This is a genomic window from Streptomyces sp. SID14436 (assembly GCF_010548465.1).
GTDB lineage: Bacteria > Actinomycetota > Actinomycetes > Streptomycetales > Streptomycetaceae > Streptomyces.
In genome coordinates this window covers 1-16,127 of sequence record NZ_JAAGMD010000577.1, presented here as the reverse complement: position 1 = coordinate 16,127, position 16,127 = coordinate 1, and the positions used below count along the sequence as shown (strand labels likewise).

The following is a 16,127-nucleotide window of genomic DNA, read 5'->3' as shown; positions in this document are numbered from 1 at the left end:
GCTGGGGGACGGGCCGGCTCGCCGGCGGTGGGGAGCCGGCCCATGGTTCGACGCGCACGGGCCCTTCGGAGTCTCTCCGATGCGTGGACGTGCAGGTCACGGGCGGAATGCGCCGGGTCAGGCGGCGGGAGGACTCACGTCCAGCGGTGCCGGGGCCGTCCTGTCCAGGTCGAGGGACCCCGCGGAAGAGGCGTCCTCGGAGAGGCCATGACGGTCTGAAAGGTCCGCGACCTCGGCCACGCTCACCACCCGTGGAGCGTCCAGCTCAAGCGCGCTGCGCTCCCGCTGGGAGAGCAGTAAGGGAAAACACTCGTCCTCGTTCATCTGGTCCCCACCCCTGCCGATCGACGTCCTGTGATTCGCGCAGGGGTGTAATCGGGCAACGCCCCCGTGAAGCGAATTGGTCCTGCTGCGGGATCCCCTCCCGCTGATCACGTTAGCGACTGGATCACCTGGCCGCCAGGACTTTTCAAAAACGTTTCCTCGTACGCTTGTCGAGCGTACGAGGACATACCTCCGGCCCAGCCGCACGGTCCCGGGCAAAACCGGTTTTCGAGCGAGTTGGCTTTTCCAACATGGCGAAGGTACCGATGTTCCGGGGTGTCGGCAAGCCTCAACGTCGTTTCCGTAGAAGAGAGTTGAGGAATTCCGCTTGCGTGAAGCGGACATATGGTCGTGAATGGCAATGAACAGGATGATATCGGTCTGACCGACTGGGTCTGCTGCCGCCTCTCGGTCGGTCAACTTTTGGTTGACATGATCGCGATCGTCAAATTAGCCTTCCTCGTACGACCCGAGGAAGAGCAGGTGGCGCGTGGAGACAAGCGAGGAGTTCGGGCCGTGGCTGGCTCGGCAGCTCAAGCTCACAGGGAAGACGCAGGCCGAACTGGCCAAGGAACTCGGGTTGACCCGGGCCGCCGTGTCCGCGTGGATCGCCGGGCGGTCGACCCCCCGCCCGACCGTCATGACGGAGATCGCCAACGCCCTCGGTACGGACGTCGGCACACTGCACACCCGCACCACCGACACCCAGGCCGGCCTACCGGTCACCTGGTACCACCGTCCCGGCTATCCCGACGGTGGTCGTGACCTGGGCAATGCCGCGGCCTTCGCCTTCGACGCCGACGTCCAGGTCCTCGCGCGCGAGACCTGCCAGAACAGTCTCGACGAGCGGTTGACGGAGAACGGTCGTCCCGTACGCGTCCGCTACACCCTGCACGAGCTGACCGGCGAACACCTGGAAGCCTTCCGGGACGCGATCCTCTGGAACGATCTCTTCCCGCACTACTCCGCCGTCTCGGAGCTCGCAGGCAACCAGAAGGTCGGTCGGGTCGTCGACGCCGGTGTACGCGACATGTACGAGAAGGGCCGGCTGGTTCTTCTGCGAGTCGACGACTACAACGCTTCCGGGCTCATCGGCGACGACTACGCCGACGGCAAGTTCGCCGCCGTCGTCCGGCGCCAGCTGGAGAGTCTGAAGTCCGGTCCCGCCGCAGGTGGTTCGTACGGCCTGGGCAAGGCCACACTGTGGGCCACCAGCGCCCTCGGCCTCGTGCTCATCAACTCCACCTTGTCGGTGCCGCACGAGGGGCGCACCGAGCGACGGGTGATCGGTCGTCTCGAACTGCCCTGGCGGGAGGTCGACGGACGCACCTACGCGGGTCCCGCCTGGCTGGGGCGCCCCGACCCCGACACACCTGGCGCCGAGGTCGCCCGTTCCTGGTGGGCGGACGAGGAGACCGTGGCTCGTCTGCATCTGAGCCGGGACAGCGACGAACCCGGTACGTCCTTCCTCATCGTGGGCGCGCACGACGTGGCCAGTCTCGAAGGCGACGCCTACGACCTGGACGGGAAGCCCCGCGACGAGGAGGGCCCCGAGGACGCACGCGACATCGGCAGAATGCACGGCCGATTGGTCGAGGCGCTGGGCCGCGACTTCTGGGCCGCCATGATCGGTGGGGGTGGTCGGCTCCCGCTGCTCGAGGTCTCCGTCCGCGCTCTGCGCAACGGCGAGGAGGTCGTGGCGGAGACGAAGGTGGACCCGTCCGTCGAGCAACCGTCCCGCACGCGCGCCCTGCGGGCCCACTACGAGGGCACCACGGTGGACCGGCTCACGGAGGCCGGGCAGGTGGCGATCAGGAACGTCCCACTGAAACTGCCGCTGACCGGAGGGACCCGCGGGACGCTCGGCACCCACCAGGCTGTCCTGCTGGTCACCGAGGCGACCGGGGACAAGGACACCCCCAAGAATCAGGTGCACTCGCTGCGCGGCAACCGCATGACGGTGAAGAAGGCCACGGTCCCGAATCTGCCGCTCGGCACCAATCCCTTCCAGGCCGTTCTCCTGGTGGGCGCGGCCGCCGGGGATTCGGCCCCCTTCGCGAAGGAAGCCGAGGAGTTCCTGCGCGCGGCCGAACCCCCTGAGCACGACCGTTGGGGACAGACGGAGGAGCTGTCCTTGCGCTGGTCCCCCTCCGCATACCGGCGGATCAGCAATCTGACCACCGAAGTCAACAGCGCGGTCAGGGAACTCGTCGCTCGCCCGAAGCGCGGCAGAGGCGAAGGCGGTGAAGCGCTGCGCAAGGCGCTGACCGTCAAGAGCCGGCCCAAGGCCAAGATGCCCTCCGGGCCGGTGGTGCCGACGCTGAACGGGCTCGAGGCGACGATCGGTGATCAGGGGGAGTGGCTGATCACCGCGGAGGTGAGCATTCCGCGCGGTGACGAGATCGCGCCGATGGTGCCGGTCGCTCAGATGGATGTCCGCTCCGGCGGGCGGCCGCGACTCGACTGGGCGGAACTCGTGGCTGTCGAGGGTTGTGAGGTGGAAGGCGGGACCTTGCGCTTCCCGCCCGGTACGCGCCGTGCGAGGTTCCGAGGCGCCACCGACGTCTCCAGCCATCCCGTGCGGACCACGCTCACCCGCCTCGTCCTCGAACTGCGCGCCGGCAAGGGGGGTGACGCGTGAAAATCTATCCGTACAAGCGGCTCAACCGCCCGATCACGCTCAGGGTGACGTCGGTCTCCCTCAAGCTGTCCGACGGCACGCGTGATCCACTGGACACCAGTGCCTACTCGGTTCAGGAGCAGGCCGTCGCTCTCGGCGTCGCGGGCCACACGGACTGGGTCAGCGCGACGATCGGTCTCTCGGCCACGCTGCCGCCCGGCGCCGATGCTCCGGACGCTGCCTGGTCCGATCTGCGCGTTCTCGCGGTGTTGACCGACGGTGAGACCAACGTGCGTACCTCGACGGTCCTCGCACGCGACACGGGGGACAGCCACGACTGGTCGGGCTACCTCGAGGTGCTGCGCGACGACCACCTCGGACGCGCCTCCCTCAGCGCGTACGCCGTCGGGACGGTCGACGGAGTGCGAGGACGGTCGATCACCGAGACCGACCGGAGCTGGGTCGTGGACACCGTGTCCGACGAGCCGGTCAGAGGTCTGCGACTGGACGTCCGGAAGGCATCGTTCAGCAAAAGCTCCAGGGAATGGTTGCGCGCCTATGCCGACGCGCCCTGGCTCGTGGACACCACGGCACGGGTTCCCACCGTGTTCGTCAACACCGACATCGACGGGATCGTCGGGTTGCTGGACAGCAACGGCTCCGGTGTGGACAGCAAGGTGCGTGACCTCCTCGTCGCCCAGATGGCCACGGACGTGTGGACGGCGGTCTTCCACGGTGCCATCGGTGACCTGGAGGTGGAACCGGGCGGCGGTCCGGTCTTCCCGAGCGACTGGCAGGGCGAGGTACTGAGGGAGATGCTCCCGGACGTCGTCCCCGGCGTGCACGTCGAGGAGGCCCTGCGTCAGGTGCACCGCCGACGTACCGGCGACTCGGGTTGGGGCGAACTGCAGACGCGCATCCACTATGCGGCGGTCAGGCGTGCCGAGGCCGCCAAGGCGGTGGGCTACATGATCCGCAGTCTGGAACGGACGAACAGGGAGAGCGAGACGTGATCACCCAGCCCCACCACGTACCGGAGCGCTTGGCGCTGCTCTCCGGCTCGGCTGCGGACGCTTTCCTCACCGAGGGCCTGCTCAGAGGGGAGGAGGTCCACAGCGGCATCGACCTCACCAAGGTTGTCGAACCTCTTCCCGAGGACGACGCCAGATGGTCCGTCGAGCCGATCCGTAGTCTGGTGGACGACGCCATGTTCGCCTTCGACAAGGAACGCACCCGAGCTGATGCCTGGCTCGCGCCCCGGCTCCACGCCACGCTGCGTCTGACACGGCAGGAAGCGGCGGACAAGCGACTGTGGAACCATTTGGCGCTTGCTGTCGCCCCTGACTATGTCGTGTGGCGGCACCTGACGGAACCGTCTCGACGTGTGGCCGCGGAGCGCTTCCAAGGTCCTGCGGACCGGCAGTGCTTCTCCCGTCTGTGGTGGGCGGCCGAACTCTTTCGGAACGGGCCGGACTACCGGCCGGTCGAGGTCGCCTGCGGCAATCAGGACCTCATCCACACCGTGCTCCGCAGGGATCTGATCGACCACCGCCCCACGGCCCAGGCGCTGGTCCGTCTCCTGCAGGACGGGAAGGTCACCACCGGGCGCGAGATCAACGGGCTGAGCGTTGCCGTCAACGCGGCCGGCGCGACCGTGAACTACGACGTTCTGGCGCCGGACGAGCCCAGGGACCCTGACCGTTTGCGGGACTGGATCCAGGAGGCGCAGACGGCCCCACCTGTCTCGCGCCATGTCCTCCCGGAGGGGCCCGACGAGGACCCGGTCCCGGAGGAGTCCGTGGCAGCGCTGACCGACTACTTCACCGAGCTGTTCGAGACCGCTCCGGTCAGGGGACGGAAGAACGGGGACTGATACGACGGTGCCGAGCTACTCGGGACGCGGGCAGCGGGCGGTGCAGTCGTCCGCTGCCCCGCAGCCGTGGCTCCGTAGCTTGGCCCGCTGCTCCTCCGTGGCAGGCACCCACGGCTCACGCATCGTCTCGGGAGCCGGAGCGGGAAGTCCGAGAGCGGCGCTCAGGAGATGTGCCCCGAAGAGGGGCGGTACGGCGTTCCCCACCTGCTGGGCCTGAGCGTTGCCGGACCATGGGTAGTCCGGTGGGAAGCTCTGCAGCATTCCCGCCTCGTTCATGCTGAACCTCGGGCCCTCTCGGAGGACGTCGAGGTGGTGGTCGCCGACGGGTTCGAAGACCACGAAGCGCGAGATGCGGCCGGTGACGGTGGTGGCGGGTTGCAGATCGGTCCGTACTCCGCGTCGTCCCGGGTTTCCGGAACTGCCGTAGTTCGACCGGATCAAGAAGGGCGTCCTGCGCCCGGGGTGCGTGCCGACCGGCTCGGCGAGGGCGTCACCCATCGACGTCCAGTGGTCCAGACCGTCGTCCTCCGTAGGGCGCGGTCGTGGTTCGGGGACGTCAACGTCATAGAGGGTCGGCTGAGTCGTCGCTGTTGCGATGCCACCGTTCCTGCGGTTCCACCCCTTCGCCTCGTAGGCGCGGTGGGTGGGTGCGGGCAGCGAGGGCTTGCCGAGTGCCTCGCGGCGGGCGATCAGCACGGCGCGGGACCGGGTCTGTGGTACCCCGTAGCTCTCGGTCTTCAGGACGTCGACGGCGACCTGGTACTTGGTGCCGTCGGGGAGACCGACCTCTTGCAGAACCTCGGCGTATCCCTCCCAGAGCGCCACCACGGAGGGGACCTGCTCCAGAACGATGACGTCGTACGGCCGGTGCCCGCGGTTCGGGCTCCTGGTGGCCTGGATCGCGTAGCGGAGGGGTTCGAGGACCAACGCGGTGCGCGGGTCGCTGAGCTTCCTCAACTCCTTGTCGATCGCCGTGTCGGGATCGCCTGCCATGAGTCGCTTGATGTAACCCTTGACCTCCTCGAGCGCCTTGCGTCCGGCGCCCCGTCCCGCCACCGAGTACGTCTGGCACGGCGGTCCACCGGCGAGCACGTTGATCTCCGGCGGCAGCGACTCGAAGGATTCCCTGCGAACCGCGCTCACGTCGGCGTGGAGGGTGTCCAGGCCGGCCGCGTAGCGCGTCAGGCATGCGCTCCTGTCCCACTCGATCCCCAGACTCGGGAGACCCAGCTTGTGACCGGCGACGTCCAACCCGCCGGGCCCCGCGAAGAGGTCCAGGACAAAGGGCTTGTCGAGGATGGATCGGTGGGGCGGCGTGCTGGTCATGTGGCGGAAGTCTAGCCGGCGGCGGGAATCGCCGGCTCCCCGTCCAGGGCCTCGGCGACGGCTCGACCCAGAACTCGGCCGACGGCGGGCGGTGTGGCATGCCCGATCTGGCGGTAGCGGGCGGTCTTCAGGCCGGTGACCTGCCACGATCCGGGGAAGCTCTGAAGCAGCGCCGCTTGCTCGATTGTGATCTTCACCATGTTGTCCCTGCCGAGGGCGGGATCCCAGACGAAGTCGGGTCCAGGTACCTCGTTGCCCACCGTGTGTGCGTTGACGCCCATGGTCGCCCACTTCCGTTTGGCTCCGGTCGGCCCGAGATCGGCGCCCCCTCGGTTCTTCGAACCTCCGACGAGGGTGGGAGCCGGCTGATCGGCATGGGCCGCCCATCGGGCTGCGTCCGGCCAACCGCGTGCCGCCATGGACGGCCCCAGGGCGGCACCGACCGTCGTGGGTTGCCGCACCGTGGGCGTCGGTGGACGGAATGCCTCGGCCCAACGCCGATCGACGGCCACCAACACACCCTGCTTACGGTTCTGCGGCACTCCGAAGTCGACGGCGTTGATGACGAACCAGCTGAACTCATAACCCAAGTGGGCCAGTTCGGCGCGCGCGAAGTCGCGGAAGCGCTGATACCTGTCCGAGTGGGCGAGATCGGGAACGTTCTCGATGATCACCGCTCGCGGCCTGATGGCGTGGGTCAGATAGACCGCCGCCTCCAACAGGCGCTCCTCCGAACCTGATTCGGCCCGTTGGGTGGTCGCGCTCGACTTCACCCGCGGCAACCCCGCCGCCAGGAGATCCACGTCGTAGCTCTCGGGGTGTTCGGACGGGTCGAAGTCCAGCAGGTCGGCTTCGAGCACGTTCCAGTGCGGCCGGTTGGCCCGCAGGGTCGCGACGGCGTCAGCGTCGTCGTCCAGGAGCAGCCGCGGTTCGAATCCGGCTTGCTCCAGGCCGAGGGCGAGTCCGCCCGCCCCCGAGCACACGTCCACGAAGGTCAGTCCCCCCACGCCTCCTGCTTTCCCGCCCGCTCCGCCAGGCGCCGCTGCACAACCGCTCCCACCCGGGCGGCCACGCTCACCGGATCCTCGTGCTCCCAGAATCGCAGAACCGTCCACCCCGTCGCGGTCAGATGCTCGGTGGTCTCCCGATCCCGAGCCATGTTCCGGTCCAGCTTCGTGCGCCACCAGTCCGCGTTGGACTTCGGGTGGGTGGCGTGCTCCGGGCAGCCGTGCCAGAAACAGCCGTCGATCAGAACGGCCACTTTGGCGCGGGTGAAAGCCACGTCGATGCGTCGTCGCGCCATTCCGGGCACTGGGTATTCGACGCGGTATCGCAGTCCGGCCGCGTGCAGCAGCCGTCGCACAGCCAGTTCGGCTCCCGTGTCCTTGCTCGCCTGCCTGCTCATGCGGGCGGAGACGCCGGGGGAGGACGGGACGACACTGGGCACACCAGCATTCTGCCGGCGTCGGAAGGAACCGCGGGACGTCGGGATCGAGACGCGATACCCCCGCCCGCATAAGCTCCCCCCATGGTGCAAAGCAACGCGACAGACGTCGACAGCTACCTCACCGAGGTCCCCGAAGACCGCCGAGGCGTCCTGACGCGGCTGCGCGAGCTGTGCCGGGCCGAACTCACGGGGTTCGACGAGGTCATGGCGTACGGGATGCCTGCCTATGTGCGGGGCGGCGGTGCCGCGGAGATCGCGTTCGCGAGTCAGAAGCAGTACATCTCCTTCTATCTCATGCGCGGTGATGTCCGGGAGGCGTTCGAGGAGCGTCTGGCGGGCCACGACATGGGCAAGGGGTGTCTGCGGTTCCGTAAGGCCGGGGACGTCGATCTCGAGCTGGTGCGGGATCTGCTGAGGGCGACGGCCGCGGAGCCGGGGGCGCCCCGCTGACAGGGGCGGGTGCGTGCGCGGGGCGTGCGCGGGGCATGGGCGGTTGCGGGGCGCCCCGGCTGCCGTGGTGGTCCGGCGGGACGGGGCGCGGCCCGCTCGGGCCGTCAGGCGGCGGTCGCGTGGCACTCCCCGTACGTCCGGCCCGAACCGCACCAGCACCCCGCCCCCCGCTCCGGCGGCCACGCCACGGCCCGGCCGCGGGCCGCGAGGGTGGTCGCGTACTGGGGGAGGAGGGTGGCGTCGTCGGGGGACGTGCCCTCCGAGGCGGCGAAGGCCTCGTAGGAGGGGACGGTGCCGGTGACGATGCCCAGGTTGGCGGTGCCGGAGGCGGCCAGTTCGCGCAGGGCCGCCTCTATGGTCGCCAGGTGGCGCTCCGGCGAGGGGTACTCGGAGGACAGCGCCGGATAGGCGGCGAGCAGTTCGGCCAGTTCGCCGGCGGGCCAGTGCAGGACGGCCACCGGGAAGGGGCGGGACAGGGCCTCGCGGTAGGCGCCCAGTTCCGCGCGCAGGCGCGTGAGCTCGGCCTCCAGCTCCGCCGGGTTCTCCGAGCCGAGGGACCACACGCGCTTGGGGTCGTGCAGCTCGTCCAGGGTGATGGGCAGGGAGTGCACCGAGTCGGCGACGGCGTCCCACTCGTCGTGCGGGACGCCCAGCATCCGGCGGACGCGGTGGCGCCCGAAGAGGAGGGGGCGCATGGCCCGGGACGGCTCCGTCGCGGCGGGCAGGAACCGGCGCACGGCCTCGGTGAACGTCTCCTGCGCCGCCTCCAGCTCGTCGTGCGCCTCCAGGGACTCCGCGATGATCACCCAGGCCGCCGGGTCGTGTGGGGACGCCGTGCGGATGCCGTCGATGATGGCGCGGGCCTCGGCCTCGTGGCCGTACTCCCAGAGGTTGGACGCCTTGAGGGCGCGGACCAGGTGGGGGCTCTCCAGCGGGGTGCCGGAGGAGAGGAGGCGGTCGTAGAGGGCGGAGGCGGCGGGGCGGTCGCCGGACAGTTCCCGGTGGGCCGCGGCCCGCAGCAACAGGGCTTCGGCGTCCTCGGGGTACTGATCGGCGGTCCGTTCCCAGCGGGCCGCTTCCGCGATGTGGTCGACGTTTTCGGCGGGCGTGTCGGGGCGCATGGGGGACACCGTACTGCCGACGGGTGACGGACGTGAGGGAGCGGTCGGCCCCTGGACGTCCCACCGCGTTCACCGGGCCCTGCGCCCGTCCGCACCCCGTCCTGTATAACGAGACCAGCCTGTGCGACGGATCCAGGCGGCACGGGACCGGTCCGTGACCGGTGACGAACCAGGGGGGTGGTGACGGCGGTGATCTCGCGTCGGACTGTGCGGCCGCGCCCCGCCGGGGGCCGTCTCCTCGCCGTCCTCCTCGTCCTCGTGCCCTTCGCGCTGTTCCTCGTCGCGCCCGACGCCGTCGGCGGGCTGTCCGCCGGTGTCGCGCTCGCCGCGACCACCGCGGCCGGGGCGGCGCTCACCGTCTGCGCGCTGGTGTCCGCGCGCTGCGTGCCCGTCCTGCCGCCCACGCGGGTGCGTACGGCGATGCGGGACCGGGACCTGCGTACCGCCTTCCTGCCGCAGCGCGACCCCGACGCCAGGGGCCGCACCCGGCCACGGGCTCCCGGAGCCGCCCTCCCGGCGACCGCCGCCGCGTAGGGCCTTCCGGCGACCTTCACGTTCTTCCGCGTTCCGTGTTCCGCGTTCGTGTTCCGCGGCGCGCGTTCGGTGTGCGTCTCTCCGGCCGGCCCTGTGCGGGGTCGTGTCGTCATGCCGTCCTTCCTCCCTCGGTGTCCCGCCCCTGCGGCCCGGGACGCCGTCCGGCACGACGAGACCCCCGGAGGGCTCACCCATGTCCGTCTTCGCCAGCCTGGTCGAGCACCTGGCCGACCTGCTCCAGCCGCTGTTCGGCGCCGCCTCGGCCGCCACCGCGATCGTCCTGTTCACCGCGCTCGTCCGTCTCCTCGTCCACCCCCTCTCCCGGGCCGCCGCACGCGGCCAGAAGGCGCGGGCCGCGCTCCAGCCGCGCATCGCCGAGCTGCGCGCCCGGCACCACCGTGATCCGGAACGGCTTCAGCGGTCCGTGCTGCGGCTGCACACGGAGGAGAAGGTGTCCCCGCTGTCGGGGTGCCTGCCCAGCCTGTTCCAGCTCCCGGCGTTCTTCCTGCTCTACCAGCTGTTCTCCAGCGAGACCGTCGGCGGGCGGGCCAACGCGCTGCTCGGGCACGAACTGTTCGCGGCGCCGCTCGGCGGGCGCTGGACCGATGCGCTGGGCGACGGCGGGGTGTTCGGGGCGGCCGGGCTCGTGTACGTCGGGCTGTTCGCCGTCGTGGCGGTCGTCGCCGCGTTCGGCTACCGGCTGACCCGGCGGTCGATGGCGGCCCACCCGGCGCCGGTCGCGGGCGGCGGTGCGGCGGAGCCGGTGCCGGGGGTGGCGGCGGTCACCCGGTTCCTGCCCTTCACGTCCTTCTTCACGCTGGTCACCGTGGCGGTCGTGCCGCTGGCCGCCGCGCTGTACGTGGTGACGAGCACGACGTGGACCGTGGCGGAGCGGGCCGTCCTGTACCGGTGACGCCCCGCGCCACGCGGTCCAGTAGGTGAACGGGGCCTTGTCGCGTGGACGCGCACCTTGGAGGATCGTCCGGGTCCGCCGAGGGGGCGCGTCCCGCCGCACCGGTCGCTCCCGTCGGGCGGGCTCACGATCGAGCCCGTCCGCCGGGCTCACGATCGAGGGAGACGTGACCATGAAGCTGCTGCGAGTCGGTACGGCGGGACGGGAGCGGCCCGCGCTGCTCGACGACGGCGGTACTCTGCGCGACCTGTCGGGCCTCGTCACCGACATCGACGGGACGCTGCTCTCCGACCCGGAGGCGCTCGCCCGGATCCGGACGGCCGCCGCCACCGGTGACCTGCCGGTGCTGGACGGGGCGGGGCTGCGGACCGGCCCGCCGCTGGCCCGGATCGGCAAGATCGTCTGCATCGGGCTCAACTACCACGACCACGCGCGGGAGACGGGGGCCGAGCCGCCCGCGGAACCCGTCGTCTTCCTGAAGGCGCCGGACACGGTCGTCGGGCCGGACGACCCGGTCCTGGTGCCCCGCGGGTCGCGCAAGACGGACTGGGAGGTCGAACTCGCGGTCGTCATCGGCCGTGAGGCGCGCTACCTGGAGTCGGCGGAGGACGGGCTCGCCCACGTCGCCGGGTACGCGGTGTCGCACGACGTGTCCGAGCGGGAGTTCCAGACCGAGCGCGGCGGCACCTGGGACAAGGGGAAGAACTGCGAGACGTTCAACCCGCTCGGTCCCTGGCTGGTGACCGCCGACGAGGTGGCCGACCCGCAGGACCTGCGGCTGCGGCTGTGGGTCAACGGCACGCTGCGGCAGGACGGCACGACCGCCGAGCAGATCTTCCCGGTGGGCGAAGTCGTCCGCTACGTCAGCCACTTCATGGTGCTCCGCCCCGGCGACGTGATCAGCACCGGCACACCGGCCGGCGTCGCCATGGGCCGTCCCGAGCCGAAACCGTATCTGCGCGCCGGGGACGTGGTGGAGCTGGAGATCGACGGCCTGGGACGGCAACGGCAGGAGCTGCGCTCCGCCTGACCCGGCACGGCGGCGACCCCCGGCGGGGAGCCCCCGGCGGGCGGGCGGCGAGGGCGCAGCGGCCCGGCGCCCTCACCGCCTGTCCCGTGCCGCCCGCCCCCTTGCCGCCCGCCCGCCCGCGCGGTCGGGGCAGGCTCAGCCGGTCCGGAGCCGCAGCCGGAAGGCCGGGCAGACGTCCGGGTCGTCGTCCGCGTAGACGTACAGGTGTCCGTCGCCCTCGGCGATCGACAGGGAGTCGAGGGTGTCTCCGTCCAGGAAGCGCCGCGGCGCGGTGAACGAGAGGGACAGGCGCGCGAACTCGGTGGCCGTGGTGCCGCCCTGCACCACGGCCCACGTGCCGGACCCGTCGAACGTCCCGCCCAGCTCGCCGTCGTACCAGTCGCCCGTCGGCCAGCCCCGCACGGTGACCGTGCCGCCGGCCGGCCGGCTCCCGGACGCCTTCACGGTCAGCACCGCACCTTCCGCGTCGCCCTCACCGCCGTAGGTCCCGGCGAGTTGCCCGGAGGTGGCGCCGACCGCCTGCCGCCCCAGACAGCCCTCGACGCCGTCGGCGGCGGACGAGCAGCCCGGCAGACACGTCAGCAGAGCCAGCACGGCGGCAGCCGCCGGAACGCGTCGTCGGGACACCGGCTCTCCTCTCCTTCGCCGGAAACGGTTCGCCTCAGATGATCTCCTGCCGGGGCCCCCGGGGTTCACGCCCCGGCCGGGTATAGCGCCGTGTTATCACCAAGCGTTAGTACCCCGTTCGACGAATATCCGGGAACCTGTGCCGTACCCCGCATCGAACTCCTGTGTCACGGGCCGGAGTTCGGGTGGGGTGCGGTCCGGTGTTCCTCGCCGGGCCGCGTCCCCCACAGTGCGCACGCGTCCCCCTGCGTGCACGTCGAATCGAGGAACCCTTGCGCATATCCCGGCTCGTTCCCGCGCTCGCCGCCGCCGCGGTCACCGTCCTCGCACTCCTCAGCCCGACCGCCGCCGCGGCCGAGGCCCCGGCGCCGCCGGTCACCAAGGCGCCGCAGCCCATCATCGGCGGCGGTCACGCCTCCAGCGGTCCCTGGGCCGCGCGCCTGTTCTCCAACGGCAGGGAGACCTGCTCGGCCACGATCATCGCGCCGACCTGGATCCTCACCGCCAAGCACTGCGTCACCGGCGGCGGGCTGTCCTTCCGCATCGGCAGCCTGGACCAGCACAGCGGCGGCACCGTCGCCAACGGCGTCCAGACCTACACCCACGGCTCGGACCTCGCGCTCGTCCGCCTCGACCGCTCCGTGTCCGCCACGTACGCGCGCCTCGGCCAGCCGGGCACCGTCCGGGTCGGCCAGAACGTCCAGGTGTACGGCTGGGGCGCCACCTCCCGGTGCGGCTCCGAGGCCAACTGCCAGTCCCGGTACCTGAAGGTCGCCAACGTGACCGTCACCGGCGGCTGCTCCGACGCCTACGGCGGCTCCGCGATCTGCGCCCGCCGCGGCGACGGCATCACCGCGGGCGGGGACTCCGGCGGCCCGATGATGGCGAACGGCGTCCAGGTGGGCGTCGCCTCCACCAGTGACCGGCAGACGACCACGGCGTACACGAACGTGACGGCGTACCGCTCCTGGATCCAGTCGGTCGCGGGCGTCTGAGGTCCACCGCGTACGACGACGGTCCCTCACCGCGCGCAGTGCGGCGGTGAGGGCCCGTCGGTGCGGCGGCTCGGCTCAGCAGGCGGCCAGGAAACGCTCCAGTGCTTCCACCACCATGCGGTGGTCCTGGAGTTGGGGCAGCCCCGACACCGTGACCGCGCCTATCACGCCCACGTCGACGACGGTGATCGGGAACGAACCGCCGTGTGCCGCATACGTGTCGGGGTCCAGGCGGGACGACTCCTCGAACGTCGTGCCCTTGGCGCGATGGCGGGCGCCCACCAAGTAGGAGGCGGAGCCGTAGCGTTCGACCACGCGGCGCTTGCGGGCGATCCAGGCGTCGTTGTCCGGGGTGGAGCCGGGCAGGGCGGCGTGGAACAGCTGCTGCCCGCCGCGGTGGATGTCGATGGCGACCGGCGCGTGCCGTTCCCGGGCCCTCCGCACCAGGAGCGAGCCGAGCTCCCAGGCGTCCTCGTGGGTGAACCGGCGGAAGACCAGGCGCCGTTCCTGCGCCTCCAGTTCCTCCACGGTCGGCGTCGTGCCGGTTGGTGTCGTGTCGGTCGTCGTCACAGGGTCACCGTCACCTTCTCGGCGGCGGAGCGGCGGGCCGCCTCCAGGACGTCGAGGGCGTCGGCCGCCTCCTGGGCGGTCACCGGGTTGGGGCCGCCGTCCCGCAGGGCCCGCGCCACCGCCGTGTAGTAGGCGGGGTAGTCGCCGGGCAGGGTCTGAACGGCGCGTCCGCCCCCGGTCACCGGGGACTCGCCGGCGCCGACACGGCCCCACAGCTCCTCCGGCTCCGTGCCCCAGCCGGCCGCGTCCGGGCCCGGCCGCAGCCCGTCCCGCAGGGCCGCCTCCTGGGGGTCGAGGCCGTGCTTGACGTAGCCCGCCTTCGAGCCGAGGACGCGGAAGCGCGGGCCGAGCTGGGCGGTCGTCGCGGAGACGTGGAGGTGGGAGCGGACCCCGCTCGCGTGCGTCAGCGCGATGAACGTGTCGTCGTCGGCCAGCGCGCCCTCCCGGCGGACGTCTGACTCGGCGTAGACGGACGTGACCGGGCCGAACAGCACCAGCGCCTGGTCGACGACATGGCTGCCGAGGTCGTAGAGCAGGCCGCCGATCTCCGCCGGGTCGCCCGACTCCCGCCAGCCGCCCTTGAGCTGCGGACGCCAGCGCTCGAAGCGGGACTCGAAGCGGTACACGTCACCCAGCTCGCCGTCGGCGACCAGCTTCTTCAGCGTGAGGAAGTCGTTGTCCCAGCGGCGGTTCTGGAAGACGGAGAGCAGCAGGCCGCGTTCCTCGGCGAGCGCCGCCAGCTCCCGCGCCTCGGCCGCCGTCCCGGCCAGGGGCTTGTCGACGACGACCGGCAGACCGGCCTTCAGGGCGGTGGTGGCGAGCGGGACGTGCGTCCGGTTCGGCGACGCCACGACGACCAGGTCCAGCTCGGCGGCGCGGTCGAACAGCTCGTCGGCGCTCGCGGCGACCCGGACGTCCGGGTAGGCGTCGCGGGCCTGCTGCTGCCGCTCGGGGTGGGAGGTGACCACCGTGTCGAGCACGAGGCCCTCGGTGGCATCGATCAGCGGGGCGTGGAACACGGAGCCCGCGAGGCCGTAGCCCACGAGGCCGACGCGGAGGGGGTTGCCAGTCATGCCCCCTACTTTCGCAACGCTGTTGCCAAAGTGCAAGCACGGGAGACAATGGGCCGGTGAACAGGACGAACGGCGGACCGGCACCGGGCCTGCGACAGGTCACCGGCGGGGGAGCGGCCGACGGCACGGCGCGCGGCGCCGGGGGCGTCAACCTCCTGGCTCTGCGCAGCCACAACTCCGCGCTGGTGCTGGACCTGCTGCGGACCGCGGGCCCCGACGGCATCAGCCGGCTCGAACTCGCCGAGCGCACCGGACTCACCCCGCAGGCCGTCAGCAAGATCACCGCCCGCCTGAGGGAGGACGGCCTGGCGGTGGAGGCGGGGCGCAGGGCCTCCACCGGCGGCAAGCCGCGCACCGTGCTGCGCCTGGTCCCGGAGGCCGGGCACGCGGTCGGCGTGCACCTCGACCGGGACGGACTGCGGGCCGTACTGGCCGACCTGGACGGCACGGTGGTGGCCGAGCGGCACACCCCGCTGGACCTGGGCGCGGGCGCGGAGGCGGTGCTGACCCGGGTCGCCGAGGTCGTCGGTGCGCTGGGCGTGCCGGGCGTGCCGGGGGCGGCGGGTCGTACGGGGGCGGCGGACGGGGCGGTCCGGGGCCTGCTCGGCGTCGGCGTGGCACTGCCCGGGCCGCTCGACCACGCACGCGGCGTGCTGCACCGGGTCACGGGCTTCCCCGAGTGGGACGGCTTCCCGCTGCGGGACGCGCTGACGGAGCGGCTGGGAGCGCCGGTCGTCGTCGACAAGGACACCAACGCGGCGGCCCTCGGGCTGGCCGTCGGCGGCGAGGGCGGCGGGGAGGGCGGCTCCTTCGCCTACCTGCACCTCGGCACGGGACTCGGGGCCGGGCTGGTGATCGGCGGGAGCGTGCACCGGGGGCCGCGGACCGGCGCGGGCGAGTTCGGGCACCAGGTCGTGCAGCTCGACGGGCCCCGCTGCCCCTGCGGCGACCGCGGCTGCATCGAGGCGCTCTGCCTGGACGCGGTGGCCCGGGGCGACACTCAGGAGGCGGCCCGCGTGCTCGGCACCGGCGCCGCGAACCTCGTCGGACTGCTGGACATCGACCGCGTCCTGCTCGGCGGGCGGACGGTCGCGACCGCCCCGGACGTCTTCGTCCGCGGGGTCCGCGCCGTCCTGGACGCCCGCGCCCAGCGCACGGGGGACCCGCCCGTGACCGTACGCATCGCCTCCGGCGGCGGCGGGCGAGGGGCGGCCTGGACCCCGG

General features: G+C 71.8%; 16 protein-coding genes. 9 read left to right on the top strand and 7 right to left on the bottom strand.

The features are described from left to right. Positions 1-814 precede the first annotated feature (814 nt). From G3I53_RS20015 to G3I53_RS20005, 3 genes are read left to right on the top strand one after another with little or no spacing between them, the layout of a single operon-like run. Positions 815-2,965: a helix-turn-helix transcriptional regulator gene (locus G3I53_RS20015; protein WP_164336796.1), complete on the top strand. Its 2,151-nt coding sequence runs from the start codon at positions 815-817 to the stop codon at positions 2,963-2,965. Further along, positions 2,962-3,957, top strand: coding sequence for a hypothetical protein (locus tag G3I53_RS20010; protein ID WP_164336795.1), 996 nt, complete (start codon positions 2,962-2,964; stop codon positions 3,955-3,957). The genes G3I53_RS20015 and G3I53_RS20010 overlap by 4 nt, the downstream gene beginning before the upstream one ends. Next, the gene (locus G3I53_RS20005; RefSeq protein ID WP_164336794.1) at positions 3,954-4,817 is read left to right on the top strand and encodes a DUF6339 family protein; all 864 of its coding nucleotides are present in this window, start codon (positions 3,954-3,956) and stop codon (positions 4,815-4,817) included. Before G3I53_RS20010 ends, G3I53_RS20005 begins: the two co-directional genes overlap by 4 nt. A gap of 15 nt (positions 4,818-4,832) precedes the next feature. Here the strand turns inward: G3I53_RS20005 and G3I53_RS20000 are convergent, their stop codons facing one another. From G3I53_RS20000 to G3I53_RS19990, 3 genes are read right to left on the bottom strand one after another with little or no spacing between them, the layout of a single operon-like run. Beyond that, entirely contained in the window at positions 4,833-6,143 is a 1,311-nt protein-coding gene (locus G3I53_RS20000) for a DNA cytosine methyltransferase (protein WP_164336793.1), read from the bottom strand. 11 nt (positions 6,144-6,154) lie between these two features. Next, positions 6,155-7,150: a DNA cytosine methyltransferase gene (locus tag G3I53_RS19995; protein WP_164336792.1), complete on the bottom strand. Its 996-nt coding sequence runs from the start codon at positions 7,148-7,150 to the stop codon at positions 6,155-6,157. Beyond that, on the bottom strand, positions 7,138-7,548 hold the full coding sequence (locus G3I53_RS19990) for a very short patch repair endonuclease (RefSeq protein WP_164336809.1): 411 nt from the start codon (positions 7,546-7,548) through the stop codon (positions 7,138-7,140). Before G3I53_RS19990 ends, G3I53_RS19995 begins: the two co-directional genes overlap by 13 nt. A gap of 123 nt (positions 7,549-7,671) precedes the next feature. Here G3I53_RS19990 and G3I53_RS19985 point away from each other — a divergent pair, with 123 nt between their 5' ends. Then, positions 7,672-8,040, top strand: coding sequence for a DUF1801 domain-containing protein (locus G3I53_RS19985; protein ID WP_164336791.1), 369 nt, complete (start codon positions 7,672-7,674; stop codon positions 8,038-8,040). Between the two features lie 104 nt (positions 8,041-8,144). Here the strand turns inward: G3I53_RS19985 and G3I53_RS19980 are convergent, their stop codons facing one another. Next, positions 8,145-9,161, bottom strand: coding sequence for an SEC-C metal-binding domain-containing protein (locus G3I53_RS19980; protein WP_164332678.1), 1,017 nt, complete (start codon positions 9,159-9,161; stop codon positions 8,145-8,147). A gap of 207 nt (positions 9,162-9,368) precedes the next feature. Between G3I53_RS19980 and G3I53_RS19975 the strand changes: the two genes are divergently transcribed. The 3 genes from G3I53_RS19975 to G3I53_RS19965 all read left to right on the top strand — a co-directional run bounded on the left by G3I53_RS19975 (position 9,369) and on the right by G3I53_RS19965 (position 11,638). Continuing rightward, positions 9,369-9,695 carry a DUF6412 domain-containing protein gene (locus G3I53_RS19975; RefSeq protein ID WP_343240651.1) on the top strand — a complete coding sequence of 109 codons (327 nt, stop codon included), beginning with the start codon at positions 9,369-9,371 and terminating at the stop codon, positions 9,693-9,695. A 193-nt stretch (positions 9,696-9,888) separates the two neighbouring features. Beyond that, positions 9,889-10,608 carry a membrane protein insertase YidC gene (gene yidC / locus G3I53_RS19970; RefSeq protein ID WP_164332680.1) on the top strand — a complete coding sequence of 240 codons (720 nt, stop codon included), beginning with the start codon at positions 9,889-9,891 and terminating at the stop codon, positions 10,606-10,608. Between the two features lie 172 nt (positions 10,609-10,780). Beyond that, the gene (locus G3I53_RS19965) at positions 10,781-11,638 is read left to right on the top strand and encodes a fumarylacetoacetate hydrolase family protein (RefSeq protein ID WP_164332681.1); all 858 of its coding nucleotides are present in this window, start codon (positions 10,781-10,783) and stop codon (positions 11,636-11,638) included. 135 nt (positions 11,639-11,773) lie between these two features. Here the strand turns inward: G3I53_RS19965 and G3I53_RS19960 are convergent, their stop codons facing one another. Continuing rightward, positions 11,774-12,265 (bottom strand): hypothetical protein, encoded by a 492-nt coding sequence (locus tag G3I53_RS19960; RefSeq protein ID WP_164332682.1) that lies wholly within the window; start codon positions 12,263-12,265, stop codon positions 11,774-11,776. A 272-nt stretch (positions 12,266-12,537) separates the two neighbouring features. Between G3I53_RS19960 and G3I53_RS19955 the strand changes: the two genes are divergently transcribed. Next, positions 12,538-13,260, top strand: a complete 723-nt coding sequence (locus G3I53_RS19955; protein ID WP_164332683.1) for a trypsin-like serine protease — start codon at positions 12,538-12,540, stop codon at positions 13,258-13,260. Between the two features lie 75 nt (positions 13,261-13,335). Here the strand turns inward: G3I53_RS19955 and G3I53_RS19950 are convergent, their stop codons facing one another. Both G3I53_RS19950 and G3I53_RS19945 read right to left on the bottom strand, forming a co-directional pair. Then, on the bottom strand, positions 13,336-13,830 hold the full coding sequence (locus tag G3I53_RS19950; RefSeq protein WP_164332684.1) for a heme-degrading domain-containing protein: 495 nt from the start codon (positions 13,828-13,830) through the stop codon (positions 13,336-13,338). Beyond that, the gene (locus G3I53_RS19945; RefSeq protein ID WP_164332685.1) at positions 13,827-14,903 is read right to left on the bottom strand and encodes a Gfo/Idh/MocA family oxidoreductase; all 1,077 of its coding nucleotides are present in this window, start codon (positions 14,901-14,903) and stop codon (positions 13,827-13,829) included. Before G3I53_RS19945 ends, G3I53_RS19950 begins: the two co-directional genes overlap by 4 nt. Positions 14,904-14,992: 89 nt before the next feature. Here G3I53_RS19945 and G3I53_RS19940 point away from each other — a divergent pair. Beyond that, positions 14,993-16,127 (top strand): ROK family transcriptional regulator (locus G3I53_RS19940; RefSeq protein ID WP_164438616.1); only part of this gene is annotated, 1,135 nt, incomplete at its 3' end.

Bases quoted from the DNA above. Each gene is read 5' to 3' on its own strand.
- G3I53_RS20000 (WP_164336793.1), bottom strand. From the start codon at position 6,143: ATGACCAGCACGCCGCCCCACCGATCCATCCTCGACAAGCCCTTTGTC.
- G3I53_RS19990 (WP_164336809.1), bottom strand. From the start codon at position 7,548: ATGAGCAGGCAGGCGAGCAAGGACACGGGAGCCGAACTGGCTGTGCGA.
- G3I53_RS19985 (WP_164336791.1), top strand. From the start codon at position 7,672: ATGGTGCAAAGCAACGCGACAGACGTCGACAGCTACCTCACCGAGGTC.
- G3I53_RS19980 (WP_164332678.1), bottom strand. From the start codon at position 9,161: ATGCGCCCCGACACGCCCGCCGAAAACGTCGACCACATCGCGGAAGCG.
- yidC (WP_164332680.1), top strand. From the start codon at position 9,889: ATGTCCGTCTTCGCCAGCCTGGTCGAGCACCTGGCCGACCTGCTCCAG.
- G3I53_RS19965 (WP_164332681.1), top strand. From the start codon at position 10,781: ATGAAGCTGCTGCGAGTCGGTACGGCGGGACGGGAGCGGCCCGCGCTG.
- G3I53_RS19945 (WP_164332685.1), bottom strand. From the start codon at position 14,903: ATGACTGGCAACCCCCTCCGCGTCGGCCTCGTGGGCTACGGCCTCGCG.